Genomic DNA, 26883 nt, shown 5'->3' on the forward strand with positions numbered 1-26883 from the left:
TCCATTTATTCGCATCTGAATTGGTCGCCTTGCTCCCTATATGATAACTTGGAAAGGTTACTTAACGCAACTAAAAATTTCCTTCATTCTCCAAGTGAAGCGCTTTACTTCGTCTTTGTTGCGATGGCTTTCTTCACGCCGTTCCCCACTAGAATCAAAACAACGAAAATACCCAGCAAAAAAAGTAGTCTTCCCTTATATTTCTGGAAATGAAATAAATCATGCGCAATCATCGATTCCAGAAATACGATCGGCAATTTCCCCAGCAAGGTACCCCATAGAAAATGAGTAAACCGCATTCGCGTTAGCCCCGCACCAAAATTAATCGCCGAGGAAGGCAAAATAGGAATCAATCTGCCTAAAAGGACATATAGGAATCCACGTTTCTCCATCCGCTTACTAAACTGCGTCACTAACGGAAATCGCTCCAGCTTTTTCTCTACCCATGCATGTCCATAATAGCGAGCAAAATAAAAAGAGGCAACCGCTCCCAAACAAGACATTATGTAATTAACAAGAAACCCTATTTTAATACCGAAAATAGCAACATTCGTACCTGCTACAACAACAAATGGAATAAACGGAAAGAACGTTTGAAAAAAAATTAAAGCCATTCCGATAATTTTACCGGGCCAACCAATATCCCTTAAATGTTCAGATAGCTGTCGCATATTACTGTGAGTAAGTTTAATGCCTGTAGGGTTATAAAATAAAAAGGCAATCAAAGCAACGAGCAAAATACCAATAAAAAAAACTAGCAAAATGTGCTTTCTGTTCAACACCGACAAATTTCGACCATCCTTCCCTTAGACCAAACCATTGTAACATGTTACAGAAGGTTCAGGAAGAGAAAAGTGAGGAGTTATCTGGTTATACAACGTTAAAGTACCCTAACCTATTTCTATCCTTCATATAGTTTACCCTATCTAAGCAAATTTATTAGACTAGATAATTTTTTTCGACATTATTTGCAAATTGAGCAACCACGTACTTGATGTAAAGTGTTAGAGTGAAGCAAAAGCACCTGTCCTTAGACAAGTGCTTTTTACTAACCGATTCGAATCTGGTTACGACCGTTATTTTTAGCCTGATAGAGAGCCATATCTGCTCGATAGAACAGTGATTCTACACTAATCTTATCTTCTTCCCAATTCCAATCCGAAACACCGCAGGAAACGGTTACTTGCGGATTTGTCTCCTCAAGAACACGAACACGAATACGTTCTGCGATTCGAATCGTTTGAGACTTGGCAACTTGGGGTAAATAGACCGCAAGCTCTTCCCCGCCCCACCTTGCTGCAATATCACTTTCCCTAATACTAGTCTTAATAATTTGACTTACCTGGATCAAGATTTTATCGCCCACCTGATGACCGTAGGTATCATTAACCCGTTTGAAATTGTCTATATCGACTACAATGAGTGAGCCGCAGAAGTCCTTCTTTTGCATCGAATTAGCCTGTTCGTCCAAATAATGACGTACATAAAGCCCTGTCAAATTGTCTGTAATAACCATTCGTTTAACTTCAGCATGCAGTGAAGCATTCGTCATGGCGAGACCAATATGCCCCGAAAGAACCTGCAGTAATTTGTAGTTATCATAGGAGAAGAAATTAGGCTTGCTATGCACGACTAGAATAACGCCTTCAACTTGTCCATTCACGAGAATAGGCGAACCAATAAGCGATCTAGAGTTAGTTAACTGCATCAGCTTGGACTTGACCTTGTCATTGCTCCAATAGTCCGAAATAATAATCGGTTCTTTGGAGGTATAGACGACGCCAGAAAAGCCTTGATCTATGGTAAAAGTCTCATGAAACATCGCAGGCAAATTAGTCGCTTGCACGATTAAATTCTCACTATTTTTGTCTGCTTGCAGGATACAACTATAATCCGCGCCAAAAATACTTAAAATCTCGCTCGATGCTGAGTTAAAGATTTCATTTAAACGCAAGCTCTGATTTAACTGCTTGGTGATTTCATTAATAAGTCGAAGCTCGTTAATCATTAAATTGGACTGTTCATACAGTTTAGCGTTTTCAAAAGCAGATCCGGCTGTATCGGCAAGCAGTGATATGAATTGCAAATCCGAAGCGTGAATCAAATCGCTCTTAGACGTCATATATAACACACCATATACACCCTGTTTGCCAGATAATGGAGCAGCTATATGACCCGTACTTGGGCCACTATTCTCGGATGAAGGTTCAAATATGACATGCCCTTCCATAAAAGCACGTATTCGAATGTCATCCTCCGTACTATGGAAATTCAAAGGCTTCACGGATAGATTCGTAGAGTCATTATCTTGTGAAAGCAATAAGTCTACTTGTATATTGGGATAAACGCTATGCATGCACTCAATAACTTCGGTCAATACCGAATCGACATCAATTTTGGCGTGTAGCTTCTTAGAAGCCTCAAATAAAATATCATGTTTCTTAAACTCAAGTTCCCTGTTTAGATGCTGCATAAACAAATGGTCGTACTTACGACGATCCTCCACGCTCTGCACACTGCCTTGGAACGAAAGGGAAAGTATATAAAACAATTGTGTAAGTTCGTCTACTTCTTCAAGTGTATGGGTAAATAGTCCCAAGTATACAATTGGATTTCCCTGTGGATCTAGGACTGGAATCGAAGCAGCCAAAACGGACTTCAGTTCTTTTGCGCTCATTTCTTCGCTAGTCATTATATGCATTTTTGGATTTTCAGCACATCGTGCCAACGGATTGTCATTGCGTTCTGCATAGCTCCATGGTGCTCCTACTTGCAGCAATGCATCAGTAAGAAGTGTATCATGGGAGCAAGCCTTAACCACTTTCAGATCCGTATCCACGCATAGCAGTGCGGTTTGAGGCGGTAGCATCGCTTGCCCGAATTGGTGAATCCATTCATCAAAAGCATCTTGTACTGCATGATGACAATTGGATTCCCAATAGGAAAAGTTGCTAGAAAGAACAAGTCCTTGCCGAAGAAACTCTTCGAAGTGTTCTGCACGACTATGTTGTTTCATACTACGAAGTGATTCACTCATAGGCTCTCCTTCACCAACAAACTGTAGTCCTATTGATCCAGGCTAAATCTTACCTCATTTATCATACTATTTTTCTATGCTTATTGCACGATATTTTAGAATCACTTTAAAGGATTGAGACTTGACACATGCCCTTGTTTTTAATAAAATTAGAAGTCGAGTAACAACATGATTTCGGTGAATGCCATTTGTGATCACCCTCACTGCTTTTGCTCCTGCCAAGACAGCGGCTGAACTACTCTTGTCAGGGAATCACATTATGATTCGTAAGCAAAACCAGGCACTTGTCTTCACCCTGACATCTAGATGCTATCTACTAAACTAATTGTTGAAAAGAAGGAGTTTTTCCTAAATGTCACGTTATACAGGACCTAAATTTAAATTAAGCCGTCGTGTTGGTATTTCTTTGAGTGGTAACGGTAAAGACTTGAAACGCCCATTCCCTCCAGGTCAACATGGCCCAGGACAACGCAAAAAAATGAGCGGCTATGGCGTTCAATTAAATGAAAAACAAAAGCTTCGTCACATGTACGGTTTGAACGAGAAACAATTCCGCAACTTGTTCGATAAAGCTTCTAAACTAAAAGGTATTTCCGGTGAGAACTTCATGATCTTACTCGAAAGCCGTTTGGACAACTTGGTTTACCGTCTAGGTCTTTCCAACTCCCGCGCAGGCGCGCGTCAACTAGTTGCTCACGGTCACGTAACTGTGAACGGCAAAAAAGTAGATATCGCTTCTTACATCGTATCTACAGGTGACGTTATTGCTCTTCGTGAAAGAAGCAAAGGTCTTTCCGCAGTGAAAGAAGCTCTTGCTAACCGTAATTACCTGCCAACTTACCTTGAGTTTAACGACGCAAGCGTAGAAGGCAAGTACATTCGTTTGCCAGAACGTTCTGAGCTTCCACAAGAAATTGACGAGAAACAAATCGTCGAGTTCTACAGCCGTTAATAAAAGCAAGCCCCTCAGGGATTTCCCTAAGGGGCTTTTTTTTTCGTTAAGCAAACTGTACAAGGTAGTAATTCTTTTTACCGCGGCGAATAATGATATAAGACTCTCCGAGCCTACCCAAATCTCTAGTAACGGCATCGAATTGCGTTACTTTAACGCCATTGACCGTGACAGCTCCACTCTCAATATCTTGACGTGCTTGACGTTTGGATGGTGCCGCTCCAACGGAAATCAGTAAATCAACCAACGCAATATCATCTTGATCTATGGTTGCAGATGGTACATCCTTGAACGCTTCTTCAATCTCCGTACGAGAAAGCTCTTGAATATTACCACTGAATAAAGCTGTTGTAATGTTAAGAGCACTTTCTAACGCTTCTCCACCGTGTACAAGCTTCGTAACTTCGCGGGCAAGTAATTTCTGAGCTTCCCTCTTCTCAGGCTGAGCCTGTACTTCTTCTTCGAGACGTTCAATTTCCTCATGAGAAACGAAAGTAAAATATTTCAGGAAACGGATGACATCATTGTCGGCTGTACCCAACCAAAATTGGTAGAACTGGTAAGGAGACGTTTTGCTTGCATCCAACCAAATAGCTCCGCCTTCTGTCTTTCCGAACTTTTGACCATCACTCTTTGTCACTAGCGGCAAGGTTACCCCGTAAGCACGTTTATCTGTGGATTTACCGATAAGCTCAAGACCAGCCGTAATATTACCCCATTGGTCACTTCCGCCAATTTGCACAGAGCAATTTTTCATTTCATTGAGCTTGAGGAAATCGTAAGATTGCAGAATCATATAGCTGAACTCTGTGAAAGAGATCCCTTTGGAGATCCGTGAATCAACAGAATCCTTTGCCAACATGTAATTAACGGTAAAATTTTTGCCTACATCACGAAGGAATTCAATGACGTTCAGCGATCCAAGCCAATCGTAATTGTTGACAAGCTCTGCACTATTTTCTATTTCAGTGGAGAAGTCGAGAAAGCGAGATAACTGATTTTTAATGCTTTGTGACCAAGCCTCGACAACTTCAGGCCCATTGAGTGTTCGCTCATTGGCTTTTCCACTTGGATCACCAATCAGACCTGTTCCCCCACCAACGAGTGCCAAAGGAACGTGGCCAGCGAGCTGAAAGCGTCTAAGCGTTAGAATAGGCAGCAAGCTGCCGATATGCAAGCTGTCCGCAGTCGGGTCAAAGCCGCAATAAAGCGTAACACGCTCCTCGCTAAGCTTTTTGTCCAAGCCCTCTCGATCCGTAATTTGATGAAGCAGCCCCCGAAACTCCAAATCCTTCAAAATATCCATGTTCATCCATCTCCTTTTTTTCCTTAAAATACAAAAAAGCCTTCTTATCCACAAAGGGACGAGAAGACTTGACTCGCGGTACCACCCTAATTAAAACAGTAGTTACGTACATCTATAACAGGTGTTAGGTGTTATGTGCACGGCTAGCTATTTTCACTCAAGAACCTTTAACGGGGTTTAATCGGCAAATACTACTTGTGCAGCTGATATTGCTGCAGGTTCCCATTCACTGCTCAAGACCGTAATTCACTAACCTGCAGGTACCGGTTCGCACCCTCCACCGGCTCTCTGAAAGCATCCACAAGCTACCTACTGCTGATCTTTCTACGCATTTGATAAAAATTTATCATATGTTTCTGGGTGTTGTCAAACCAAGTCGGCATCGTATCTTCGCTTCATCATTACCGCACAAGGTGCAATTATGGTATACTATTAGGGTTCACGTAAGGAGGATATTGGAACTTATGCGCAATTTTTTCGCTAAATGGAATCGCCCTTGGGTGAGAACGACATTCAAAGTAACTTGGATTACCTTAAAATGGACCATCATTAGTGCTTTTTTGGCGGGAATTGTCGGTGGATCCGCCGCATTCGGGTATGTGAGTGCCCTAGTCAAAAAAGATCCTGTACGCACCGAAGAATCCATACGTCAGCAGATGCAGGAAAATGCAGTCACAGGCTTTGCTTATTTCAATGATGACACCGTGATTGGGCAATTGCGAACTGAAGAAGACCGGCGTCTCGCTCAGCTAGATGACATTCCGCAGCTTCTGTTAGACGCTGTCCTTGCCATTGAAGACAAAGACTTCTACAACCATCGCGGGATCGATATCCGCGGACTTTATCGCGCAGTAACACAGAAGCTGCTGAATGAAGAAGTTCAAACCGGCGGCAGTACGATTACGCAACAGCTTGCCAGACGGGTATTTCTTACGCTAGACCGCGATGATGGCCGTAAAGCAAGAGAGCTGCTGCTCGCTCTGCGGATGGAACGCCTAATGTCCAAGGATGAAATTTTGCTCGCTTATTTGAACAAAATCCCTTATGGCAATGGCGCGACAGGTTATAATCTATATGGGATTAAAGCGGCTGCCAAAGGCCTCTTCAACATCGACGATCTGGATAAGTTAAACGTTGCTCAAGCCGCTTACTTAGCCGGTCTGCCACAATCCCCATCGCAGTACTCTGCATTCACGAGTAAGCCTGACTTTGATGAAGAAGGTTTCAAAAAGGCGGTTACGCGTGAACAATTAGTACTCAAACGGATGCTGGAAGAAAAGAAAATTACGAATGAACAGTACCAAGATGCCCTTAAATTTGATCTCAAAGCTTCCATGCCCCCTGCGGCTCAAAAGGCTTATACGACTTATCCTTACCTAATGATTGAAACGGAAAAAGAAGCAGCTGAAATTTTATTGAAGATCCAGAAGCCTGAGCTTGATCCTAAGAAAAATCAGGCCGCTTATAATGAAGCATTAAAAGGCATACATACTCAACTCTTACGTGGTGGATATCAAATCTATACAACCATAGATAAGACGATTTATGATTCCATGCATGAGATATCGAATAACGATAAAAACTTCGCCCCTACGGATGATAAAAAAGGCATGGAACAAGTTGGGGCCATCATGATCGATTCTAAATCCGGCGCTATAAAAGGGATGATTGAGGGCCGCAATTTCTTCGAAGAGCAGCTCAATCACGCCACACAAGCATTCAGACAGCCTGGATCAACCATGAAGCCCATTGCCGCCTATATACCAGCCTTAGAGAAAGGGGCTATTCAACCGGCTAGTATCGTGGATGATATCCCTATTATTCTAAAAGACGGTGTCAAAGGCTTTCATCTTCCAGAAAACTGGGATCACAAGTTTCACGGATTAATGACAGCAAGAAAAGCTTTAAACCAGTCATATAACATTCCTGCCATTGATATATTTTTGAATAAAGTGGGTATTAATGATTCCTGGGATTTTGCAAAAAAACTCGGTATCACGTCCATCCAAAAAGAAGATTATTATGCGCAGACCGGCGTAATCGGCGGTTTAAGCAAAGGAACTTCGGTGAAGGAACTCACCGGCGCCTATGCTTCTATTCCGAATAAAGGCGTATTTAATGAAACGTTTATGATTCGCGAAATCAAAGATTCGAATGGCAAAACGATTTATACGCATGATCTGAAGCCTACCCCTGTCTACTCTCCACAAAGTGCATATCTAATAACGGATATGATGAAAACGGTGATTAGCCAAGGTACAGCGACAGATTTGATGAAAAATTATAAATCATACGGCAAAATTGAGATTTCAGGCAAAACTGGCTCTACGCAGGATGATGCGGATGCTTGGTTCATGGGGTTTACCCCAGATATCACGGTTGGCGTATGGATCGGCTATGATCAACCGATTAATAAGCTGTCATCTTCAACGAAAACATCGCAAACGCATCAAACTTATCACGCCAAAGATATATGGGCACTCATCATGAACCGAACGATCGAACAAAAACCTGATCTATTCCCTACCAAAACATTCGCCAAACCGGATGGGATTGTCTCGGCAACCGTATCCAGTTTATCCGGCAAGTTGCCAAGTGAATTAACGTCTAAGTCCGAATTTCTAGTTACTGATCTTTTTAACAAGAAATATGTACCTACTGAAGTCGACAATGTGATGGTAAGGATGAAAATCAGTTCATTTAACGGACTGAATTACATGGCGCAAGACAATACACCGGCGGATTTCGTGCAAGAGAAAACGGTCATTAAGAGGCAAAAATCGATCAGTCAATTGCTCAAAGAAATCGAAGTAGCGATGAGTAAACTTCCTGAAAAAAGCCGTAAACCGATCGATAATTATAAGCCTACAGATTATGACGATGACGCACCATCCGAAGTTGACCCTCGGGTTGATGACGGTAAAGAGCCAGCAGCACCAACGAACGTTGTAACAACCAAGTCCGGTGACACGGCAACTATTTCCTTCCAGGCAAGTCCGAATCCTGATATCGTCGGCTATCGCATATATCGTTCCGATAACCGCGGCAAGTTCCAGCTCATGGGCGGCAAAGTTGTCTTGGCAGGCGCTGAGACGAAATTTATTGATCAAATCCCCGGATCTAGCCTAATCGGTTATTATGTGACAGCAGTCGATGTAGCGGGGAAAGAATCAGCACCAAGCCGTTCCTCCTATACAGATGGAAGCTCGCTAGATTCATTGTTCGTACCTTCTGTTGATGGCAATCAAATTCCAGGAGCTACTAACCCTCCATCAGGCTCTAATGGTGGAATCGGTGAACCCATCGGAACTGACAACGGTAACAACGGAAGCACAAAGGACCTCCCTTCTGCACCAACTGGTATTAAAGCCAAAGCTGATGGCGCTGGTGTGATATTAACCTGGAAAGCCAATGCGTCTAAGGATAAAGTGAAGAAGTATAATGTTTATTTTAGTGATAAAGAAAAAGGAACGTTTAAGAAGCTTGGTTCTGTTGAGGATGCGACTGAATTTCATTACTACGCAGCAGCTTACAACGGTTATTACAAAGTAACTGCTGTCAACGATGCGGGCGAGTCAAAGCCCTCCGCTTCTATCGCCTATAACAACTAAATCATGATGTATAAAGACCCGGATATCCGGGTCTTTTTTATTTCCAAGCACTTATGTATGTAATAAAAAGCCTCCCTCACACCATGAAATCTGGTGCAAGGAAGGCTTGTTTGCTTACTAGTCTTCGATCGTCGATAAGTCGCCTGTTGGCAAATTGAGCTCCCAAGCTTTAAGAACACGGCGCATAATTTTACCACTGCGTGTCTTAGGCAGCTTGTCTTTAAACTCAATTTCACGAGGAGCTGCGTGGGCAGAAAGCCCTTCTTTAACAAATTTTGAAATTTCCGCTTTTAGCTCATCAGATGGTGTGTAGCCTTCACGCAGGGCGATAAACGCTTTGATAATCTCTCCACGCATTGGGTCAGGCTTACCAATAACCCCAGCTTCTGCAACCGCAGGATGCTCAACGAGCTTACTTTCCACCTCGAAAGGACCTACGCGCTCTCCTGCAGTGTTAATCACATCATCCACACGGCCTTGGAACCAGAAGTAACCCTCTTCATCCTGATAAGCCGAATCACCGGAAACGTACCAACCTGTCAAACGAAAATATTCTTCGTATTTAGATGGATTATTCCAAATTTTGCGCATCATGGAAGGCCACGGTGTTTTGATAGCTAGGTTCCCCATCCGATTAGGAGGCAAGATGTTCCCTGCATCATCAATAATAGCCGCTTCAACACCTGGGATTGGACGCCCCATTGAACCAGGCTTAATCGTCATGGATGGATAGTTACAGATGAGTTGTCCACCTGTTTCTGTCATCCACCAAGTGTCATGTATACGTTGGTTATAAACTTTTAGTCCCCAACGTACAACTTCGGGATTTAACGGCTCGCCTACGCTAAGTACGTGACGAAGCGATGACAGATCAAATTTAGTAACCACATCATCACCGGCACCCATCAACATACGGAAAGCAGTTGGCGCACTGTACCAAACGGTTACTTTATATTTCTGAAGCGTATTGTACCAATCTTGGGGACTGAAGCGTCCGCCGCGAATGACATTAGTTGCACCATTTAACCATGGAGCAAAAATCCCATAGGAGGTTCCCGTTACCCAACCTGGATCCGCTGTACACCAGTAAATATCATCCTCTTGAAGATCTAATACAATCTTACCCGTATAATAATGTTGAAGCATGGCGTTTTGAACGTGATAGACACCCTTCGGTTTACCCGTTGAGCCAGACGTATAATGGATAATTAATCCATCCTCACGATCCAGCCACTCGATGTCAAGTTCTGTTGAAGCGCTTTCCATCTCTTTGTAGAAATCAACTTGTCCCTCAGCTATCTCCACATTTTCTCCAACGAGAATGACGTGCTTCAAATGTGGAAGTTCATTATAAGGAACACGCGATAGTAAACTTGGTGTCGTAATAATCGCTACGGCTTCACTATCTTCCAAACGGTCTCTGACTGCTGTTTCCATGAAAGCCTCAAATAATGGCCCAACAACAGCACCTACTTTGAGGGTTCCAAGTAATGAATAGTAAAGTTCCGGTGTGCGTGGCATAAAAATAAAGACGCGCTCGCCTTTACCAACGCCAAGACCTCGAAGCACATTACCAAACTGATTAGATTTCGCTTTCATTTGTCCATAAGTGATTGCTTCTTCTCGCTGACTATCGCTGTAATAAAGCGCGATTTTATCCTTTTTGGATGAGTCAGCATGACGGTCAATCGCTTCATATGCCATGTTAACTTTACCTGTTTCATACCAGGAAAAGCTCTTCTCGATGTCTTTCCAGTCAAATGCCGCATGCGTTTCTTCATAGTTGTTCATGTTAGGATTAGTGGATACAGCTTCAATGAGTTCAACTTTCATTTGATCCATGTACGTAAACCCTCCTCACGTGGTAAACCGCTTTCACTTTACTGATTAATTCAAGCAAAATGTGATCGATTTTTGACATATTCTATTATATCATAATAGGAAATATTCGCCTACGTTAAAAATCCGTCTTTTAATTCCAACCAAAGTTTGGTATAAGAATACTATGACCTAACGGAAAAGGAAACGTTCATCATGCTTTTTTTTAAAAGGAGAGCTAAGGTTATGCAGCATATCAAAATATACCACTCACACAGCTTGCGCGCAGCTCCCGATCAACCCGAAATTATCATAGAGGGTCCTGTTTCAGCAGAAACCTTGCAGGAACTTGTTATGCATACCAAATTAGATGCGTTCCGCAGACCTAAGGAGCAGTTAGAGGCACTAGTCGAAATCGCACAATTACCTGAAGGACGTATCATCCTAGCAAGAGACGGCTCCACCATAGTCGGCTATGTCACCTTCCACTATCCAGACGAGATTGAGCGTTGGTCACAGGGGCATATGCAGGATTTAATTGAACTGGGCGCCATAGAAGTTGCAGACGACTACCGATCCATTGGATTAGGTAAAAAGATGATTCGACTCGCTTTCGAAGATGAGCAGATGGAGAATATCATCTGTTTCACCACAGAGTATTATTGGCATTGGGACTTGGAAACAAGCAAATTAACAGTCTGGGAATATCGTCAAATGATGGAGAAGCTAATGAAAAGCATCGACATGATCTGGTTTGCTACTGACGATCCAGAAATTTGCTCACATCCAGCCAACTGTCTTATGGTGAGAATCGGCAAAAAAGTGCCAATCTCTTCCGTTGAGCAGTTTGATCGCATTCGTTTTCAGCAGCGTTTCATGTATTAATTTCTAAGTAATCGTGGGATTTCTAGGGCTTCAAGCGAAATTGCTAGTCCATTCGGGGGAATTAGGATATGAACAAGAAGGCAAATCCTGTCTTTATCTATGATGATCAAGAAATTCAATATAAATTTAATGAAAACCACCCGTTCAATCAAGATCGCCTTACGATGACGGTTGATCTGCTGCGAAAAGCCGGCGCGCTCCCTGACAGCGCGCTAAGGACTCCTCGCTCCGCGACAGATAGCGAACTGCTGCGGGTTCATTCACCCGCTTACATCGAAGCCGTGAAAGCGCTTAGCTGTTCCGTGCCGGATGCCGCCTGGGTCCGAGAAGCAACGCGATTCGGACTTGACACCGACGACACGCCCTACTTCGCCGGGATGCATGATACCACGGCGAAGGTCGTGGGCGGCTCCATCACCGCAGTCGATCTGGTGATGTCCGGAAAGGCTCCGCACGCCCTTCATCTTGGCGGCGGATTGCACCACGCCCTGCAAAGCAAGGGCGCAGGTTTCTGCGTCTACAACGACGCGTCAGCGGCGATTGCGCATGCCAAAGAGAAGTACGGCGCAAAGGTGCTGTACATCGATACAGATGTGCATCATGGAGATGGCGTGCAGTGGGGCTTCTACGCCGATCCTCGGGTATGCACACTTTCTATCCACGAGACGGGGAAATATTTATTCCCCGGCACGGGCGCCGTGAACGAACGCGGCGAAGGCGACGCGTTCGGCACGAACATTAACATGCCGGTGGAGCCCTACACCGAGGATGAGTCGTGGCTGGAGTGCTTCGGCGAGGTACTTACCGAGACGATAGCACGCTTCCAGCCAGACGTCATTATCTCGCAGCATGGGTGCGATGCCCATGCTTTTGACCCGCTCGCGCATGTACATTGCTCCATGCGCGTGTACAAGGCTATGCCCGAGCTGATCCACTCCCTTGCGCATAAGTGGTGCGAAGGGCGGTGGATAGCGCTCGGGGGCGGCGGGTACGACATCTGGCGTGTCGTACCACGGGCTTGGAGCCTGCTCTGGCTCGTCATGAGCGAGCAGGCGATCTTAGAGCAGCTGGAGGCGCAGCCCCAGCTGCAGCTGCCACAGGCGTGGCTCGACGCCTGGCAGAGCAAGAGCCCGGTCCAGCTGGTGGATACGTGGCTGGACCCTGTAGAGGCTTGGGCGCCGATTCCAAGGCGCCAAGCGATTGCCGAGAAGAACCGGCAAACGAAGGAACTCGCCATGATGTATTTGAAGTAGAAATAAAAGCTCAGAACCGCCGCCATTTCGGCGAAGTTCTGAGCTTTTTTTATAACTATCTTAAAGATGTTTCACCATATCCTCAACCATTTTGTACGAATTCTCAGATGCCTGAACCGTAAACTCAGCAAAGTTAACATGAGCTGATCCATCTGCTTTATCGGACATCGATCGCAGCACGACATAAGGAGTGGCATTCATCGAGCAAACTTGAGCAACCGAAGCTCCTTCCATTTCGACACAAACGCCACCAAGCTCTTCATACAGGCTGGCAACAACTTCTCTGCTTGCAATAAACTGATCCCCTGAGAGCACTCTCCCCTTTTTAACCTTGCCTGCAAACAGCTTTTCACCCGAAGCCACAGCCAACTCAACAAGCTTGCTATCCGCTTCGAAGATGGAATTCGCCTCATAAGGGATGACGCCACGTGGAAACCCAAGTGCTGTAACATCCATGTCATGCTGCATGCATTCACTCGATATCACGAGATCCCCGATATTCAGCTCTGGATCTAATGCTCCCGCTACTCCCGTAAAAATAACAGCTTCGACGCCAAAGTTATCAATTAAAATTTGGGTTGTCACAGCCGCATTCACTTTCCCTACACCTGTCCGGCACACGACAACTTGCTTGTCAAAATACATACCTTCACGAAACGTAATGCCGGCTTTGATCGTTTCACGTACATCGGTCATATGCGAAATTAGCAATTCTATTTCTTCGTTCATCGCTCCGATAAGAGCAATTTTATTCCATGTCATTTCATTATCCTCTTTCCCTTATCAACATGAGAAAACCTCTACCAAGATCACCCCAAAAGGAATGACCTCGCTTAGAGGTTTGATTTGATTAAGATTGTGTAACGGAGTTGCGGTAAATAACTTCGTGCGGCAGGATGACCTGCATATGATCCGTTGATTCTTTATTCATCAACTTCGTTAGAAGACGCATCGACACGGCGCCGATATCATACATCGGTTGGGCTACTGTCGTTAAAGTCGGTCTAACCATGGAAGCCATGCGGATATTGTCCACACTAATTACGGCGATATCTTGCGGTACTCTGAGTCCATTGTCTTGAATCGTATGAATGGCGCCAATCGCCATCTCGTCTGTTGCGGAGAAGATCGCTGTTGGTCTTGGTGAAAGCTCCAAGAAATAGTTCACAGCGTCTACACTTGACTCATAACGATAGTTTCCAATGCGAACATATTCATCGCGCAGTGGAATACCTGCTTCATCCAATGCTTTTTTGTAACCTTGATATCGCGCAAATCCATTCGCTGGATCATGCAGCGTTCCGGATATCATCGCAATGTCACGATGACCGGCTTCAATAAGCACATTTACAGCATCGAAAGCTGCTTTCTCATGATCGATATCCACGGATGCCATAGCTTGGTTCTCATCCTTCGTGCCGCATAAAACGACAGGTACGGAAGACGTACGGAATGCCTGTGTATGTTCCTCTGTTACTACGCCACCCATGAAGAGCAATCCATCAACCTGCTTCTCAAGCAAGGTGTTAATAACACGAATTTCTTTTTCTTTCTTCTTGTCCGCGTTACACAAAATGATATTGTAATGGTACATATTTGCAATATCTTCAATCCCGCGTGCAACTTCAGCAAAAATGGAATTGGAAATATCGGGAATGACAACACCGACTGTTGTTGTCTTCTTACTTGCTAATCCCCTTGCTACCGCATTAGGGCGATAACCGAGACGCTCAATGGCTTCAAAAACCTTCTTACGTGTTTGTGGCTTAACGTTAGGATTGTTGTTTACAACCCTAGAAACGGTTGCCATCGAAACTCCTGCTTCTCTTGCTACATCATAAATGGTTACGGTCACGGTTACTCTCTCCATTTTCAAAAGTATTCTGCGATCCTAGTATATTATCGTTATGATACGACAAATTAATCCATCTTGCAATGTATATTGAAAATGCTTTGAAAATAATTTCAATGTTTTTTCAAAAGATGTACACATTATGCATAAAAGCCAACCCCCACTGGGATTGGCCACGTACTGCTTATGTCGATATTGCACTCTGTGTGATTTGTGATAACCGCTTGCGAATTTCTTCGGTCCATGGTTCATCACCCAGCGATTGTGCTAGCAATAAGATGTCCAAAAGTTCATTGATTCGTTCTTCAACGATCTTTTCCATGGAATCATTCATATGCTCTTTTTCTGTCACCTTCAGCAGCAGAAAAGCAACTTCCGAAAGCTCATGAAAAAAGAGTTGCTGCTTCTCAGGCTTACTCCCCAGCCTACCGATTAAACCGGTAAGTTCGGGTTTAACATGAGGAACAACTTCACTGCGACCACACGCTTCACATGAGTAAATAGGTACATTCTCAATGTCGACTTTGTTTTGATAAATAACCGTACGCAGACGAAGGTTCATCGTGCGTCCGCACTTACAATACTTTTGCATTCTAACACTCCTTCACTGGCGGGCGGCATGTACATGAATTGCTTGTACTATGATATTCTACGATTTTAATCGATTTCCTGCCGAATGAAGAGTAGTAGTTTTTGCCACCTATGGTAGTTGAATGTTACTTTTCCTGTTGTTTATTAAATTGAATAAGCTCATCCACAAATCGCTTGGAAAATGCGGGAAGATCTGGTGGGCGACGCCCAGAAATAATGTTGCGATCGACAACCACTTCTTCGTCCAACCAAGTTGCTCCCGCATTTTCGAGATCATCTCGAATGCCTGGCGTAGACGTCATCGTGTACCCCTTTACGATTTTCGCCGAAATCAGCACCCAACCTGCATGACAGATTTGAGCAATAGGTTTAACTGCCGCGTGAAACTCCTGTGTAAGACGAATCACGTCCGGATAACGACGCAGCTTATCAGGCGCCCATCCTCCCGGAACATAAAGGCCGATGTAATCGGAAGACTTTACTTCATCGAAGGCATAATCTGTCGTAATAGGTACACCATATTTACCGTGATACACGGTTTTTGCCTTAGGACCAACAATATCCACAACGACCCCGGATTCACGCAAACGTAAAACGGGATACCACATTTCTAAGTCTTCAAATTCTTCATCAACAAAAGCTAATACTTTCGTTCCTGTCAATTCCATGCTAATTTCCTCCTACTATGGATTCTGTTTGTTCGGTTTGAGCAAGCAATTCTATGATTTCATCACTTGTTTTGCAAACTAGAATTTCATTGACTAACTGTTTGCACTTTTTAGCGTCACTGCTTAATAAACGGTGTTTTACTTGTAACAGTGTCTGCACGGAAATACTTAGTTCTTCTATTCCCAATCCCAGCCATATCGGAAGCGCTCGGATGTCACCCGCCATTTCACCACAAACGCCTACGGGAATTCCTACACTTTTGGCCGAATCGATCACATGTTTGAGAAGCCTAATAACTGCCGGATGATAAGGATTATATAAATGCGCAATGTTTTCATTCATCCTGTCCACGGCTAATACATATTGAACAAGATCGTTCGTTCCAATGCTCATAAAATTCACTTCACTTGCAAGGACATCCGCGATGAGAGCTGCAGCGGGCACTTCAATCGTTAATCCAACTTCGATATTTGCATTATATAGCAACCCTTGTGCATGCAATTCCGCCTTGGCCTTCTCGAGAAGAGCTTTAGCCTGACGCACCTCATCCAAGGAAGTTACCATAGGATACATAATTTTCACGTTGCCGTAATGGCTGGCCCTTAGAATCGCTCTAAGCTGTGTCATAAATAGATCTTTACGATCCAGCGAGATACGAATCGCCCGATACCCCAGAAATGGATTATCTTCTTTTGCAAGCGGCAAATAATCGAGCTTTTTATCTCCGCCAATATCAAGCGTTCGGATTACAATGGGGCGACCTTTAAGCTGTCTCGCTGCTTGACGATAAACTTCATACTGCTCCTCTTCGCTGGGCAGCGAATCGCGGTCCATGTAAAGATATTCCGTCCGGAACAAACCTACCCCAGAAGCGCCATTGCGTAAAACCTGATCGATCTCCAGCACGGAATTGATATTGGCATGTAAATTCACATAACTCTTATCCAACGTTACTGGAGCAACGTCAGCTATCTCTTGCAAGCTTTCTTTGAACTCAAGCCAATTCTTTTTGCGTGCTTGATACCGCTCAATCGTTACTTTATCAGGATTGATGTATAAGGTACCCTCTTGTCCATCGATGATCAGGAAATCGCCATTTTGAATGGGCCGTAGAAGCTTCCCTTCCAAACCCAGCACATACGGTACGGACATTGCTCTTGCCATAATGGATACGTGCGAATGTGTGCCACCGAGAATCGTTAACAGACCAAGCACATTAGCTGGATCCAAATGAGCCAATTGAGATGGTGTTAGCTCCTTGGCGACCAATATGTAAGGATGGTCGATCGGTGGTACCGTTGAGCTTGTATCGCCAAGCAAGTGTTTCAGAAGCCGGTTTCCGACATCTTTAATATCAAGCGCTCGTTCCTTCATATATTCGTCGTCAATGAGATTGAACATATCGACAAATTTATCGATAACTTCTTTTACGGCGACTTCCGCCGCCTTGTACTGCAGCTCAATAATCCCTTGAATCTCGTTCATAAAAATGGGATCTTCCAAAATCGCCAAATGTGCATCAAAAATATAGGCTTGATCTTGTCCTACAACATCCTTAATCTCTTGCTTAATGATCTCTAGCTCATCTTTGGAAGATCGAATACCATCATACAAACGTTCAAACTCATAGGACAAATCAGTGACATCAATCATTTTCTCAGGAAAATCCCACTCCCAAGTAGGTATGACAAAAGCCTGACCCATCGCGATCCCTGAAGACGCTCCTATTCCTCTGATCATCCCTTCGTCCCCCCCGTTTGTTTAGTAGGCTTTAGGACAACAGACATCACAGAACCTTGGCCTTTTTTGACAGCTTTAAATGGAGCAAAGCTCCAGGATTTAACAAGATCGGGATTCGTAATAATCATCGGTGTCGCCATCGATGAAGCGAATTTTTTAACTTTATTATAGTTAAACTTAACAAGTAGTTGCCCCGGTTCCACGTGATCGCCTTCTTTTACTACCGCATTAAAACATTTACCTGGCAAGCTAGACGTATCGATGCCAATGTGCAGCAGGACCTCCAAACCTTCCTCGGTCAAGATGCCCAGGGCATGCATAGTCGGATAAATGTGCATAATGGTCCCGGCAACAGGAGAAACCAGTTCTCCTTTCTCGGGAATAAAAGCAACGCCGTTTCCTACCAAACGCGAAGCAAAGATACGATCAGGCACTTCTTCAATCGGGATCATGCGTCCTTGCATTGGCGAAGTAAATAAAACCACATGAATATCCTTGCGCAATACTTTCATAATCTCTTCACGAATTAGCTCTGAGAATGTTCCGAACACGACCTGAACATTGCCTCCTCCAAGACGGATGACGCCTGCTGCTCCTAAGTGTCGTAATGCCGTGATGTCCATCAAACGATCATTGACAAGTGTAAGACGCAATCTGGTAATGCAGGCTTCAATCTTCTTAATATTGTCTTTCCCACCGAGTGCTTGCAAAATAAGTGGAGATCGATATGGGATATCGCCTGCCCACTCTTCGAGAGAAGATCCTTCTTCTCTACCAGGTGTAGGAATCTGGAACCGCCGTATAGCCCAGCGGAACAAGAAATAGTAGAGAAGCCCATAAACGATACCGATCGGTATGAGCAATAAACCGTTATGCGATAGGTGCAAATTAATGACATAGTCGATGGCCCCGGCTGAATAAGAAAAACCATGATGAATATTTAATTCATAAGCCAACCACATGGCCGCTCCAGACAAAATCGCATGAATAACAAATAAATACGGAGCTACGAAGAGAAAGGCAAATTCAATAGGCTCAGTGACGCCGGTTAAAAAAGAAGCTAGCGCTGCCGTCAAGAATGTCGCCTTAATCTTCGGCTTCAAATCTTCCCGCGCTTCCCCAATAATCGCAAAAGCGATTGCTGGAAGGGCAAACATCATAATGGGATATAATCCGGCCATATACATACCCGCTGTCGGATCCCCGGCAAAATACCTAGGTAAGTCCCCATAAGCCATATGCCCCGTTGGGGTCTGATAAGCACCTACTTGAAACCAGAAAAAGTTATTCAAAATATGATGCAAACCCGACGGTACGAGAAGACGATGCGCGATACCATAAACAAAGGCACCTACACCGCCTAATCCAAGCAGCCAGTTGGAGAGCTTGCCCATCCCCATTTCTAAATAGGGGCCAATAGTGATCATAATATAAGACACTACAAGCGTGCACAGCCCCATAATAAGCGGAACTATGCGGGGGCCACCGAAAAATTGTATGTATTCCGGGAGCTTAATCTCTTTACAGCGATGATAAATAATAGCTGCCAGTAATCCAATTAATATCCCACCTGGTACACCCAATTGAAATTGAGTCCCCAGCTCATGTTCAATAAGTCTTGTGAACATAAAATAGCCCAGCATGGCTGATAAACCAGCAATCCCAGCACTTTCTGTAAGGCCTAGCGCCACACCAACAGCGAATATGATTGGTATATAATCGAAGACCGTATTCCCAGCCAACAGCAGCATATCCCCTAAGCTAGATGCGTGAATGACATCCCAAGGTAGATCCCCTAGACGAAGCAACACAGCAGCAATAGGAAGCGCAATGGTAGGCAGCATTAATGAGCGGCCAAGCTGTTGTAAGTTCCCCATCCAGTTCAAACGTATGCTACCTCCTAAGAGTTTTGCTTTAGCAAAACTGACATCGTAAGCATAAGCTCAGCGTATTCGAAGAAAACTGCCTCGTAAGCATAAGCCCACTCTTATCAAATCGTAAAGCTTGTTAGCCTGTTTGTCAAAACAAAATAAGCAGGTCGGTATTCGACCTGCTCGTAAACTCATTCAAAACGGTTCCCCGATTAAAACGAGGAATTGGATCCGAATTGTTGCCCCATGCCTGGATTATTAAATCCGGGATTAAAGGATTGAAGCGATTGTTGTGGATTGTTTTGTTGCATGCTTTGTTGCGATCCATAGCTACTCTGGAAGGATTGTTGAGAAGGTGTCGAGGATTCACCACGCAAATACGCATCATGCCCTGGTTGATTCCCACGATAGTTCGCCGTATGGAAAGCGTTTGGTGAAACGTAAGCTTGTCCATATGGTTGTTGATTCGACTGTGCAGAACTAACGAACTGACTAGAAACAAATGGTTGTTGAGCAGATGCATAACCAAATTGTTGGGATTGATTAGAAGCATATTGGTTGTTCACTGGGATATAAGAAGAATATCCGCTTTGGAAGCCTGATTGTTGTTGTTGAGCTGGCATCGAAGAATCGCTACGTTTGTAAGCATCATGGCCTGGTTGATTTCCACGATAATTCGCAGTGTGAAAAGACTCTTGAGAAGTTGCTTGAGCTACTTGAGAATTCCCTTGGTTGAATCCTTGGTTGAATCCTTGGTTAGCTTGCCCAGCGTTAGATTGATTATAGAAAGATTGTACAGCCCCAATAGGTTGGTACTGTTTTTGGAAACCCTGGTATTGCGCATTATTCCCCTGAAAACCTTGTGAAGATTGATAACCTTGGGAAGCATTCCCAAAGCTGTTGTTATTGTTGTACATTTGTAAATCCTCCTCGGACTCTCATATTTTTGGGCACCTTTTTTGGGGCCTTTTTTATTCTCTCCGCTTGTTGATTTTTTATTTATGGAAGCCATTGGGATGTTCTTTAGAAAATGACAACATACAGAAAACCGCTTCCCCCTTACCTATTTTGGTAAGAGAAAAGCGGTTTTTAGTTTTGTCCAAAGTGCAATGATTTTAGTTATTTCGAGGATTTAGAATCGCATCTTCCACTTTAATACAGCGGTCCATAATGACTTCTAACCCGGCTTCTCTAGCAATACGTCCGGCTTCTTCATTCACAATATCGAGCTGGAGCCAGAAAACCTTCGCTTTAATTTTAACGGCTTCTTCAGCGACAGGAACCACTTGGTCAGCACGGCGAAACACATTGACGATATCCACGGGTTCAGGAATATCAGATAAAGAGGCGTAGCACTTCTCGCCAAGTATTTCGGTGGCGTTCGGATTGACAGGAATGATCCGGTATCCCCTGCTTTGCATAGCCGCGGAAACCATATACGATGTTCGATCTGGTTTATCAGATAAACCCACTACGGCAATATTACCCGCACTCGCTAGGATCTCCTTAATGTGCTCTCTTGACGGATTTTCAAAAGTCATGCGTTTCCCTCCTATTTTTTCAAGTATGTGAGACCTTGTTTCCCCATTGCGGTCCAACTGTCGATAAACTGATTTTTGTTTACCTGCACTTGCTTTTTTCCGCTTAATGGATCATTCAAGTATACATTATTCTCATCATATCCTACCAATAATACAGCATGTTCAGCATATGTCGTCTGGATAGGTCCCTTAGGTGTGTCCCAAGTTACCCATTTGTAAGGTAAATTGAAATCAATCGTTGTCCAAATAATAACAGGAATATCATTCGCAATCTGCTGCTCGTACATCTCGAAGGACTCGCCTGTAATGTCAATGGCTTGAGGTATATACGATTTCAGCAGTGGAAATAGTCCGGAATGATAGATGCCAAAACCTCTCTGTTTCCGAGTGACATCGCCTACGAAACCTGTATTAGGATTTCCCCAATAAGCAATTGAACCGTCCGCATTTAATGTGGCTGGTGTATCATCCTTAGGCATTTCTGCAGCAAGTTCCATTTTTGTTTTTGTAATACCATGATACTGCAGCAGCATCGTTAAACTTGTTATTTCACAGCCTGCTGGCAGTTCTGGTAGTTGTGCAAAGACAGGCGCATCAATCATTGCTGATTTTTTTATCTGGATAGCTGGCGGCGGAGATGCAACCTCATTTACTTTCACGGATGCTGAAGGCTTGGCGGCAAGTATTGCAGGACTTGACGCAAATAACGCTGGTTCTTTACCAGTCGCTTTGGCATACAGCAATACAGCAATTACACTGCTTGCAAACACAAGTCCAGCAACGAGGAAGAAACCGAACGTCACCTTTAAACCCTGCCAAATAATCGTCATGCTGACTCACCCATTCGTTGTTTTGGGAATCTATGTCTCACTCACAAGTTCAACCTGAGCACCAATGGAACGTAAATGGTCAAAATACTGCGGGTAGGATTTGGCCACATGATGGGCATCATGAATAATCAAACCCTTCTCAGAACGAAGACCTACAACAGTTAAAGCCATAATGACTCTGTGATCGAAATGGGCATTAATTTCGACCCCGCCTGTGACACCTTGTGGTTTACCATGCACAATAATTTCACTTTGGCGTTCTTCAACATCAGCACCGGCTTTACGCAGCTCGTTCAAATAATCGGTGATACGGTCGCACTCTTTATAACGTAAATTTTCGACATTGTAGAACCGAGAAGTACCTTCTGCAAATACAGCTGCTGCAACCATAGCAAGCACGGCATCTGTGAAGTGATCACCATCAAACTCGCCAGCAACCAGCTTCTGGTTGCCTTTCACATGCACAACACCATTGTCATGAGTTAAATTGACACCCATTGCTCGCAGGACATCCACACAAGCCTTCTCACCCTGCTTGCTATTCTCTTCAAGACGAAGAACGCGTACATCTGAATTCGTCACTGCCGCAGCTGCTAGAATCGCAGCAGAGCCCGGATAATCGCCTTGAATGACATATTCTTTGGCTTGATAGGATTGTCTACCTGGAATGCGGTAGTGCATTAGGTCTTCGCTGGCGTGCACAATAATACCAGCTTGTTCTAACACTTCAAGTGTTTGACCTACAATGATTTTGGATTTCAAATCATGCAGCACTTCAATTTCGCTATCCTCTTCTAGCAAAGGTGTCATAAATAAGAGAGAGCTTAGGAACTGGGAACTGACATTACCGGAAACAGTGAGCTTACCACCGCGCGGTTGCCCCCCTTTAATAGTTATCGGCAGACGTCCGTTAGAATGTTGTACTTCCACACCCATTTGTTGCAAAGTAACAATGAGATCATCATGCGGGCGCTTGCCCAGAGATTCAGGATACGTGTTTACGAATGTCACATCTGGACAAAAAGCGGCTGTAGACATCAAAAAGCGAAGTACAGCACCGGCATTCCCTACATTAAGCTCAGAAACATGCTTGGGATTCTTACCAAAACCCGTAATAACGATTTTCTCATCATCTTCTTCAATAATAGCGCCCAAATCACGGACACAACGTCTCATGGCATCACTATCTTCACTATGAGCCGGATAATAGATGGTGCTCGTCCCGTCCGCAAGCGCACCAATTAGCAAATAGCGGGTAGTGTAGTTTTTGGATGAGAGAGCGTTTATTTCCCCTTGTAGATGGTCGGTTGGTTTCACGATGGCTTTCATGTCGTTGATTTCTCCTTCGTATGTGCTTATATGTAATATCCGAGGAAAGTCATAAGAATTCCACCGGTATAACTGAGTAGTGTATATAGGATCCAAGCTTGCCATAGTCCAGCTCGGAGCTGCTTAATGCTTTCGAGATTCAATGTGGAAAATGTGGTGAAAGCACCCATAAAACCCGTACCTATCAACAATTTCCAATCGTCAAATGAATGATATCTCATCAACAGGCCAAGCAAAAAACAACCCAAAAGATTTATAGTCAGTGTACCATACGGAATAGAACTTGGGAACCTGTTTGCCATGTATGTCCCTAGCTGAAATCGGCAAATTGCGCCAAAGAAACCTCCAAAACCTACCAGACAAATGGGCCATAACCAAATCATCATGAACGACGAACTCCCCCTCGAACAGACTCACCTATACGGACACCCATCCATGTAGCACCGAGTCCTCCCCATAAACTTCCCAAAACATAAATTGCGGCAAGGATCATATGCCCATGGTTTAGCATGTTTATGGTTTCATAGCTAAAGGTAGAGAACGTTGTAAAAGATCCAATAAAACCTGTTGTTATTGGTAGTCGAAGTCTAGTCGGTATGGGAAGCTTTTCGGCGAACGTTATAAACCCAAGTATCAGACAACCGATTAAATTACAAAAAAAAGTTCCCCAAGGAAAAACGGAAGCCAAAGTTGGATTCCATAAGGCGGAGAGCCCAAATCGGGCAATGGCGCCTAATATCCCGGCTAAACCAATGTAGAGCATGATTACACAACTCCTGTTTATTAACCGTAGGTTTGACATCTTGACTTTTTGTTTCTATCATTACTTGTAATGGGGCTTTTTCCCTACATAACAAGCATGGAGGTCCGAAATGGATACGATTTTACCATCCGAAATCAAAGAAAGACTGGACCGCGGCGAAAATTTAGCGATTGTCGATGTTCGCGAAGACGAAGAAGTAGCTGCCGGTATCATCCAAGGAGCTATACATATTCCGCTAGCTCAATTGCCAGACCGCATCAATGAAATCCCCCAAGTCGAAGAGCTTATTCTCGTTTGCCGCAGCGGAAACCGCAGTGGGCGCGCAATTAGCTTCTTGGAGGCACAAGGCTATAAAGGTCTTAAAAACATGACAGGCGGCATGCTGGAGTGGGAGGACTAAGCTTCTTAGCTTGTCCCCTCCTCCTAAATTTCAAGCTTGCTGGATGATAAGTGCGGTAATCTCGTCCGTTGTTAATTGCGTAGTATCAATAACCGAATGCGCGAAATCATAAGCAGACTTACGTTGTTCAAGCAGTAGGTGAACGCGCTCCTCTAAATTCCCCTGCAGCAAAGGACGACTGGTATCGCTGCTCACTCTTTGAATGATGATCTCTGGTGATGCTTTCAACGCTACCACAAAGCCATTCTGCAGCATACAATCTCGATTACACTCGGCCAGCACTGCGCCGCCGCCAGTAGCCACAACTTGTCCTTTACGAGCTAATATATGTTCCAGCGCCTTACTTTCCAAAGCGCGAAAATGCGATTCACCATGAATACGAAACAAGTCAGAAATGCTTGTCTGATACTCTTCTTCCAGAGCCGCATCCGAATCTTGAAAGATCCAACCCAGATGCTCTGCCAGCTTCTTTCCAACAGTTGATTTCCCTGTCCCCATAAATCCTACAAGTACAATATTGCTTGCTGTCACGTTAATCCCCTTTTCCCATATGCTGTTCATACAAACTTTCCCAACATCATAACATAGCCAAATCGACATGAATACAATCCACCAAAAAATCATATAGTAGTGTGAATAAATTCCAGCACAAACAGTTAAGATTTTAAGAGAGACCATATGCCGACAAGGAGAGATGGAGCTTTGAACCCAACTGTTGCCTATCAAAACCGCACAAAAGGCAAACTGGAGCAAATTTTACACCCAAGCTATACGCTTTGCAAAGAGGATGTTGTGTGGATACTGGAGTTTATTAAGAAAAAAGTGGCTGAAGAAGACCCGCTTATGCAAGGTCTTACTCAACCACGATTATTAAGAAATTTTCGCTATTTTGCCGAAGTCTCCCTGATGCTCATCCACAGACGGAACGGCTTTGATCAAGAAGCCGATCGTTTGAAAATGTGGCTGCGTGAAGCGGCATACGGTTTGCAGGAAGAGGCTTAAAAAGCCTTATCCTCTTAGTTTTCCATCCAATTGTAGTGGAAGGAACCTTCTTTGTCCACACGTTGGAACGTGTGTGCACCAAAATAATCGCGCTGCGCTTGCAGCAAGTTAGCTGGCAATCTTTCCGTACGGTAGCTATCGTAGTAGGCAAGTGCCGATGCGAAAGAAGGAACAGCAATACCGCGAGTAACCGCTTCTGCAATGACTTGTCTCCATGATTGTTGATAGTTGTCTACAACACCGTTGAAGTAAGAATCAAGCAGCAGGTTTTTGAGTCCAGGATCACGGTCATAGGCTTCCATAATATTTTGCAGGAATCTAGCACGAATGATACAGCCGCCACGGAAGATCTTCGCGATATTGCCATATTTCAGATCCCAGTTATATTCCTCGGAAGCAGCTCTCATTTGAGCAAAGCCTTGGGCATAAGAACAAATTTTACTTGCGTAAAGCGCTTGGCGAACAGCCTCGATAAACGCTTTGCGATCGCCTGTAAAGGCTGGAGCATCAGGTCCTTTGAGCACTTTGCTTGCCGCTACGCGTTCTTCCTTCATCGCGGAGATGAAACGGGAGAATACGGATTCTGTAATAATGGAAAGCGGTACGCCTAGATCCAGAGCACTTTGACTGGTCCATTTTCCTGTTCCTTTTTGACCAGCGGAATCCAGAATAACATCAACCATAGGCTTGCCGGTTTCAGCATCATATTTGGTGAAAATATCACGTGTAATTTCGATCAAGTAGCTGTCGAGCTCGCCATTATTCCATTCTGTGAAGATCTCGTGAAGCTCTTCTACGCTTACATTCAGAACATCTTTCAACAATTGGTAGGCTTCGCAGATAAGCTGCATATCGCCATACTCAATGCCGTTATGCACCATTTTCACGTAATGACCAGCGCCATCAGGTCCGATATAAGTACAGCAAGCATCGTCGCCCACTTTGGCAGAAATCGCAGTAAGAATAGGCTCAACGAGTTTATATGCGTCTTCTTGTCCGCCTGGCATAATAGATGGGCCTTTAAGCGCGCCTTCTTCACCGCCGGAAACACCCGTGCCAACGAAGCGGATACCTTGCTCAGCAAGCTCTTTATTACGGCGCTGCGTATCTGGGAAGAACGCATTGCCTCCATCGATCAGGATATCGCCTTTATCCAAATAAGGAACTAGTTGGTTAATGGTATCGTCAGTAGGACCGCCTGCTTTAACCATAATCAAAATTTTGCGTGGAACTTCGAGCGATTGCACGAATTCTTCAATGCTGTATGTACCTACTAATTGTTTGCCTGGGGCTTCTTGCAGAAGCTCTTTTGTTTTTTCAGCAGAACGGTTAAAAACGGATACAGTGAATCCTCTGCTCTCAATGTTTAAAGCCAAGTTTTTACCCATAACCGCTAGACCGACTACACCAATTTGTTGTTTAGACATCTCTCT

24 protein-coding genes and 1 other annotated feature are annotated in these 26883 nt (G+C 44.1%); of the genes, 6 read left to right on the forward strand and 18 right to left on the reverse strand.

Features of this window, described 5'->3' with window-relative positions:
• Positions 1 to 104: 104 nt before the first annotated feature.
• Positions 105 to 782, reverse strand: coding sequence for a TVP38/TMEM64 family protein (locus QFZ77_RS26220; protein WP_307449867.1), 678 nt, complete (start codon positions 780 to 782; stop codon positions 105 to 107).
• Positions 783 to 1048: 266 nt separating this feature from the next.
• Positions 1049 to 3037 (reverse strand): sensor domain-containing diguanylate cyclase, encoded by a 1989-nt coding sequence (locus tag QFZ77_RS26225; RefSeq protein ID WP_307443868.1) that lies wholly within the window; start codon positions 3035 to 3037, stop codon positions 1049 to 1051.
• Between the two features lie 352 nt (positions 3038 to 3389).
• Here QFZ77_RS26225 and rpsD point away from each other — a divergent pair, with 352 nt between their 5' ends.
• Positions 3390 to 3989: a 30S ribosomal protein S4 gene (gene rpsD, locus QFZ77_RS26230; RefSeq protein ID WP_057302933.1), complete on the forward strand. Its 600-nt coding sequence runs from the start codon at positions 3390 to 3392 to the stop codon at positions 3987 to 3989.
• A gap of 46 nt (positions 3990 to 4035) precedes the next feature.
• Here the strand turns inward: rpsD and tyrS are convergent, their stop codons facing one another.
• On the reverse strand, positions 4036 to 5295 hold the full coding sequence (tyrS, locus tag QFZ77_RS26235; RefSeq protein WP_307443871.1) for a tyrosine--tRNA ligase: 1260 nt from the start codon (positions 5293 to 5295) through the stop codon (positions 4036 to 4038).
• 51 nt (positions 5296 to 5346) lie between these two features.
• Positions 5347 to 5631 (reverse strand) — a binding site (T-box leader).
• A gap of 128 nt (positions 5632 to 5759) precedes the next feature.
• On the opposite strand from tyrS, the gene QFZ77_RS26240 reads away from it, so the two are divergent.
• Positions 5760 to 8906 (forward strand): transglycosylase domain-containing protein, encoded by a 3147-nt coding sequence (locus QFZ77_RS26240; RefSeq protein WP_307443872.1) that lies wholly within the window; start codon positions 5760 to 5762, stop codon positions 8904 to 8906.
• A 117-nt stretch (positions 8907 to 9023) separates the two neighbouring features.
• Here the strand turns inward: QFZ77_RS26240 and acsA are convergent, their stop codons facing one another.
• Positions 9024 to 10748, reverse strand: coding sequence for an acetate--CoA ligase (gene acsA, locus QFZ77_RS26245; protein ID WP_307443873.1), 1725 nt, complete (start codon positions 10746 to 10748; stop codon positions 9024 to 9026).
• Positions 10749 to 10970: 222 nt separating this feature from the next.
• Between acsA and QFZ77_RS26250 the strand changes: the two genes are divergently transcribed.
• Together QFZ77_RS26250 and QFZ77_RS26255 are read left to right on the forward strand one after the other, a co-directional pair.
• The gene (locus QFZ77_RS26250; protein WP_307443875.1) at positions 10971 to 11609 is read left to right on the forward strand and encodes a GNAT family N-acetyltransferase; all 639 of its coding nucleotides are present in this window, start codon (positions 10971 to 10973) and stop codon (positions 11607 to 11609) included.
• 68 nt (positions 11610 to 11677) lie between these two features.
• A complete protein-coding gene (locus tag QFZ77_RS26255) occupies positions 11678 to 12862 on the forward strand; it encodes an acetoin utilization protein AcuC (protein WP_307443876.1) in 1185 nt (394 codons plus the stop codon).
• Between the two features lie 60 nt (positions 12863 to 12922).
• On the opposite strand, the gene QFZ77_RS26260 is transcribed toward QFZ77_RS26255, so the two are convergent.
• The 12 genes from QFZ77_RS26260 to crcB (QFZ77_RS26315) all read right to left on the reverse strand — a co-directional run bounded on the left by QFZ77_RS26260 (position 12923) and on the right by crcB (QFZ77_RS26315) (position 24048).
• Positions 12923 to 13624 carry a 5'-methylthioadenosine/adenosylhomocysteine nucleosidase gene (locus QFZ77_RS26260; RefSeq protein ID WP_307443879.1) on the reverse strand — a complete coding sequence of 234 codons (702 nt, stop codon included), beginning with the start codon at positions 13622 to 13624 and terminating at the stop codon, positions 12923 to 12925.
• A gap of 88 nt (positions 13625 to 13712) precedes the next feature.
• On the reverse strand, positions 13713 to 14717 hold the full coding sequence (gene ccpA, locus QFZ77_RS26265; RefSeq protein ID WP_307443881.1) for a catabolite control protein A: 1005 nt from the start codon (positions 14715 to 14717) through the stop codon (positions 13713 to 13715).
• Between the two features lie 181 nt (positions 14718 to 14898).
• Entirely contained in the window at positions 14899 to 15306 is a 408-nt protein-coding gene (locus QFZ77_RS26270) for a hypothetical protein (protein ID WP_029195585.1), read from the reverse strand.
• Between the two features lie 124 nt (positions 15307 to 15430).
• Complete coding sequence (locus QFZ77_RS26275) at positions 15431 to 15973, reverse strand: type 1 glutamine amidotransferase domain-containing protein (RefSeq protein WP_307443884.1); 543 nt, start codon at positions 15971 to 15973, stop codon at positions 15431 to 15433.
• Between the two features lies 1 nt (position 15974).
• Positions 15975 to 17714: a phosphoenolpyruvate--protein phosphotransferase gene (gene ptsP, locus QFZ77_RS26280; RefSeq protein WP_307443888.1), complete on the reverse strand. Its 1740-nt coding sequence runs from the start codon at positions 17712 to 17714 to the stop codon at positions 15975 to 15977.
• Positions 17711 to 19600 (reverse strand): glucose PTS transporter subunit IIA, encoded by a 1890-nt coding sequence (locus tag QFZ77_RS26285; RefSeq protein WP_307443891.1) that lies wholly within the window; start codon positions 19598 to 19600, stop codon positions 17711 to 17713. The genes ptsP and QFZ77_RS26285 overlap by 4 nt, the downstream gene beginning before the upstream one ends.
• 197 nt (positions 19601 to 19797) lie before the next feature.
• The gene (locus tag QFZ77_RS26290) at positions 19798 to 20502 is read right to left on the reverse strand and encodes a hypothetical protein (protein WP_307443893.1); all 705 of its coding nucleotides are present in this window, start codon (positions 20500 to 20502) and stop codon (positions 19798 to 19800) included.
• 198 nt (positions 20503 to 20700) lie between these two features.
• Positions 20701 to 21126, reverse strand: a complete 426-nt coding sequence (locus QFZ77_RS26295; RefSeq protein WP_307443894.1) for a CoA-binding protein — start codon at positions 21124 to 21126, stop codon at positions 20701 to 20703.
• A gap of 11 nt (positions 21127 to 21137) precedes the next feature.
• On the reverse strand, positions 21138 to 21956 hold the full coding sequence (locus tag QFZ77_RS26300) for a C39 family peptidase (RefSeq protein ID WP_307443896.1): 819 nt from the start codon (positions 21954 to 21956) through the stop codon (positions 21138 to 21140).
• A 30-nt stretch (positions 21957 to 21986) separates the two neighbouring features.
• Positions 21987 to 23285 carry a 3-phosphoshikimate 1-carboxyvinyltransferase gene (gene aroA, locus QFZ77_RS26305; RefSeq protein ID WP_307443900.1) on the reverse strand — a complete coding sequence of 433 codons (1299 nt, stop codon included), beginning with the start codon at positions 23283 to 23285 and terminating at the stop codon, positions 21987 to 21989.
• Positions 23286 to 23311: 26 nt separating this feature from the next.
• A complete protein-coding gene (gene crcB / locus QFZ77_RS26310) occupies positions 23312 to 23671 on the reverse strand; it encodes a fluoride efflux transporter CrcB (RefSeq protein WP_307443903.1) in 360 nt (119 codons plus the stop codon).
• The gene (gene crcB, locus QFZ77_RS26315; protein WP_307443905.1) at positions 23668 to 24048 is read right to left on the reverse strand and encodes a fluoride efflux transporter CrcB; all 381 of its coding nucleotides are present in this window, start codon (positions 24046 to 24048) and stop codon (positions 23668 to 23670) included. Before crcB (QFZ77_RS26315) ends, crcB (QFZ77_RS26310) begins: the two co-directional genes overlap by 4 nt.
• A 109-nt stretch (positions 24049 to 24157) precedes the next feature.
• On the opposite strand from crcB (QFZ77_RS26315), the gene QFZ77_RS26320 reads away from it, so the two are divergent.
• Positions 24158 to 24448 carry a rhodanese-like domain-containing protein gene (locus tag QFZ77_RS26320; RefSeq protein ID WP_307443906.1) on the forward strand — a complete coding sequence of 97 codons (291 nt, stop codon included), beginning with the start codon at positions 24158 to 24160 and terminating at the stop codon, positions 24446 to 24448.
• A 30-nt stretch (positions 24449 to 24478) separates the two neighbouring features.
• Here the strand turns inward: QFZ77_RS26320 and QFZ77_RS26325 are convergent, their stop codons facing one another.
• Positions 24479 to 25048, reverse strand: coding sequence for a shikimate kinase (locus QFZ77_RS26325; RefSeq protein ID WP_307443907.1), 570 nt, complete (start codon positions 25046 to 25048; stop codon positions 24479 to 24481).
• Between the two features lie 78 nt (positions 25049 to 25126).
• Here QFZ77_RS26325 and QFZ77_RS26330 point away from each other — a divergent pair, with 78 nt between their 5' ends.
• Positions 25127 to 25450: a hypothetical protein gene (locus QFZ77_RS26330; protein ID WP_057302951.1), complete on the forward strand. Its 324-nt coding sequence runs from the start codon at positions 25127 to 25129 to the stop codon at positions 25448 to 25450.
• Positions 25451 to 25464: 14 nt separating this feature from the next.
• Here the strand turns inward: QFZ77_RS26330 and gndA are convergent, their stop codons facing one another.
• Positions 25465 to 26877 (reverse strand): NADP-dependent phosphogluconate dehydrogenase, encoded by a 1413-nt coding sequence (gene gndA, locus QFZ77_RS26335; protein WP_307443910.1) that lies wholly within the window; start codon positions 26875 to 26877, stop codon positions 25465 to 25467.
• Positions 26878 to 26883: the final 6 nt, after the last annotated feature.

The organism is Paenibacillus sp. V4I3 (assembly GCF_030817215.1).
Classification (GTDB): domain Bacteria; phylum Bacillota; class Bacilli; order Paenibacillales; family NBRC-103111; genus Paenibacillus_E.

Excerpts from the sequence above, each read along its gene's own strand:
- ptsP (WP_307443888.1), bottom strand. The coding sequence starts at position 17,714 with ATGATCAGAGGAATAGGAGCGTCTTCAGGGATCGCGATGGGTCAGGCT.
- QFZ77_RS26300 (WP_307443896.1), bottom strand. The coding sequence starts at position 21,956 with ATGACGATTATTTGGCAGGGTTTAAAGGTGACGTTCGGTTTCTTCCTC.
- QFZ77_RS26240 (WP_307443872.1), top strand. The coding sequence starts at position 5,760 with ATGCGCAATTTTTTCGCTAAATGGAATCGCCCTTGGGTGAGAACGACA.
- QFZ77_RS26260 (WP_307443879.1), bottom strand. The coding sequence starts at position 13,624 with ATGACATGGAATAAAATTGCTCTTATCGGAGCGATGAACGAAGAAATA.
- crcB (WP_307443903.1), bottom strand. The coding sequence starts at position 23,671 with ATGATGATTTGGTTATGGCCCATTTGTCTGGTAGGTTTTGGAGGTTTC.
- QFZ77_RS26325 (WP_307443907.1), bottom strand. The coding sequence starts at position 25,048 with ATGTCGATTTGGCTATGTTATGATGTTGGGAAAGTTTGTATGAACAGC.
- QFZ77_RS26250 (WP_307443875.1), top strand. The coding sequence starts at position 10,971 with ATGCAGCATATCAAAATATACCACTCACACAGCTTGCGCGCAGCTCCC.
- QFZ77_RS26275 (WP_307443884.1), bottom strand. The coding sequence starts at position 15,973 with ATGGAATTGACAGGAACGAAAGTATTAGCTTTTGTTGATGAAGAATTT.
- aroA (WP_307443900.1), bottom strand. The coding sequence starts at position 23,285 with ATGAAAGCCATCGTGAAACCAACCGACCATCTACAAGGGGAAATAAAC.
- QFZ77_RS26295 (WP_307443894.1), bottom strand. The coding sequence starts at position 21,126 with ATGACTTTTGAAAATCCGTCAAGAGAGCACATTAAGGAGATCCTAGCG.
- gndA (WP_307443910.1), bottom strand. The coding sequence starts at position 26,877 with ATGTCTAAACAACAAATTGGTGTAGTCGGTCTAGCGGTTATGGGTAAA.
- QFZ77_RS26330 (WP_057302951.1), top strand. The coding sequence starts at position 25,127 with ATGCCGACAAGGAGAGATGGAGCTTTGAACCCAACTGTTGCCTATCAA.
- acsA (WP_307443873.1), bottom strand. The coding sequence starts at position 10,748 with ATGGATCAAATGAAAGTTGAACTCATTGAAGCTGTATCCACTAATCCT.
- QFZ77_RS26290 (WP_307443893.1), bottom strand. The coding sequence starts at position 20,502 with ATGTACAACAATAACAACAGCTTTGGGAATGCTTCCCAAGGTTATCAA.
- QFZ77_RS26255 (WP_307443876.1), top strand. The coding sequence starts at position 11,678 with ATGAACAAGAAGGCAAATCCTGTCTTTATCTATGATGATCAAGAAATT.
- crcB (WP_307443905.1), bottom strand. The coding sequence starts at position 24,048 with ATGCTCTACATTGGTTTAGCCGGGATATTAGGCGCCATTGCCCGATTT.
- QFZ77_RS26270 (WP_029195585.1), bottom strand. The coding sequence starts at position 15,306 with ATGCAAAAGTATTGTAAGTGCGGACGCACGATGAACCTTCGTCTGCGT.
- QFZ77_RS26225 (WP_307443868.1), bottom strand. The coding sequence starts at position 3,037 with ATGAGTGAATCACTTCGTAGTATGAAACAACATAGTCGTGCAGAACAC.
- QFZ77_RS26320 (WP_307443906.1), top strand. The coding sequence starts at position 24,158 with ATGGATACGATTTTACCATCCGAAATCAAAGAAAGACTGGACCGCGGC.
- tyrS (WP_307443871.1), bottom strand. The coding sequence starts at position 5,295 with ATGGATATTTTGAAGGATTTGGAGTTTCGGGGGCTGCTTCATCAAATT.
- rpsD (WP_057302933.1), top strand. The coding sequence starts at position 3,390 with ATGTCACGTTATACAGGACCTAAATTTAAATTAAGCCGTCGTGTTGGT.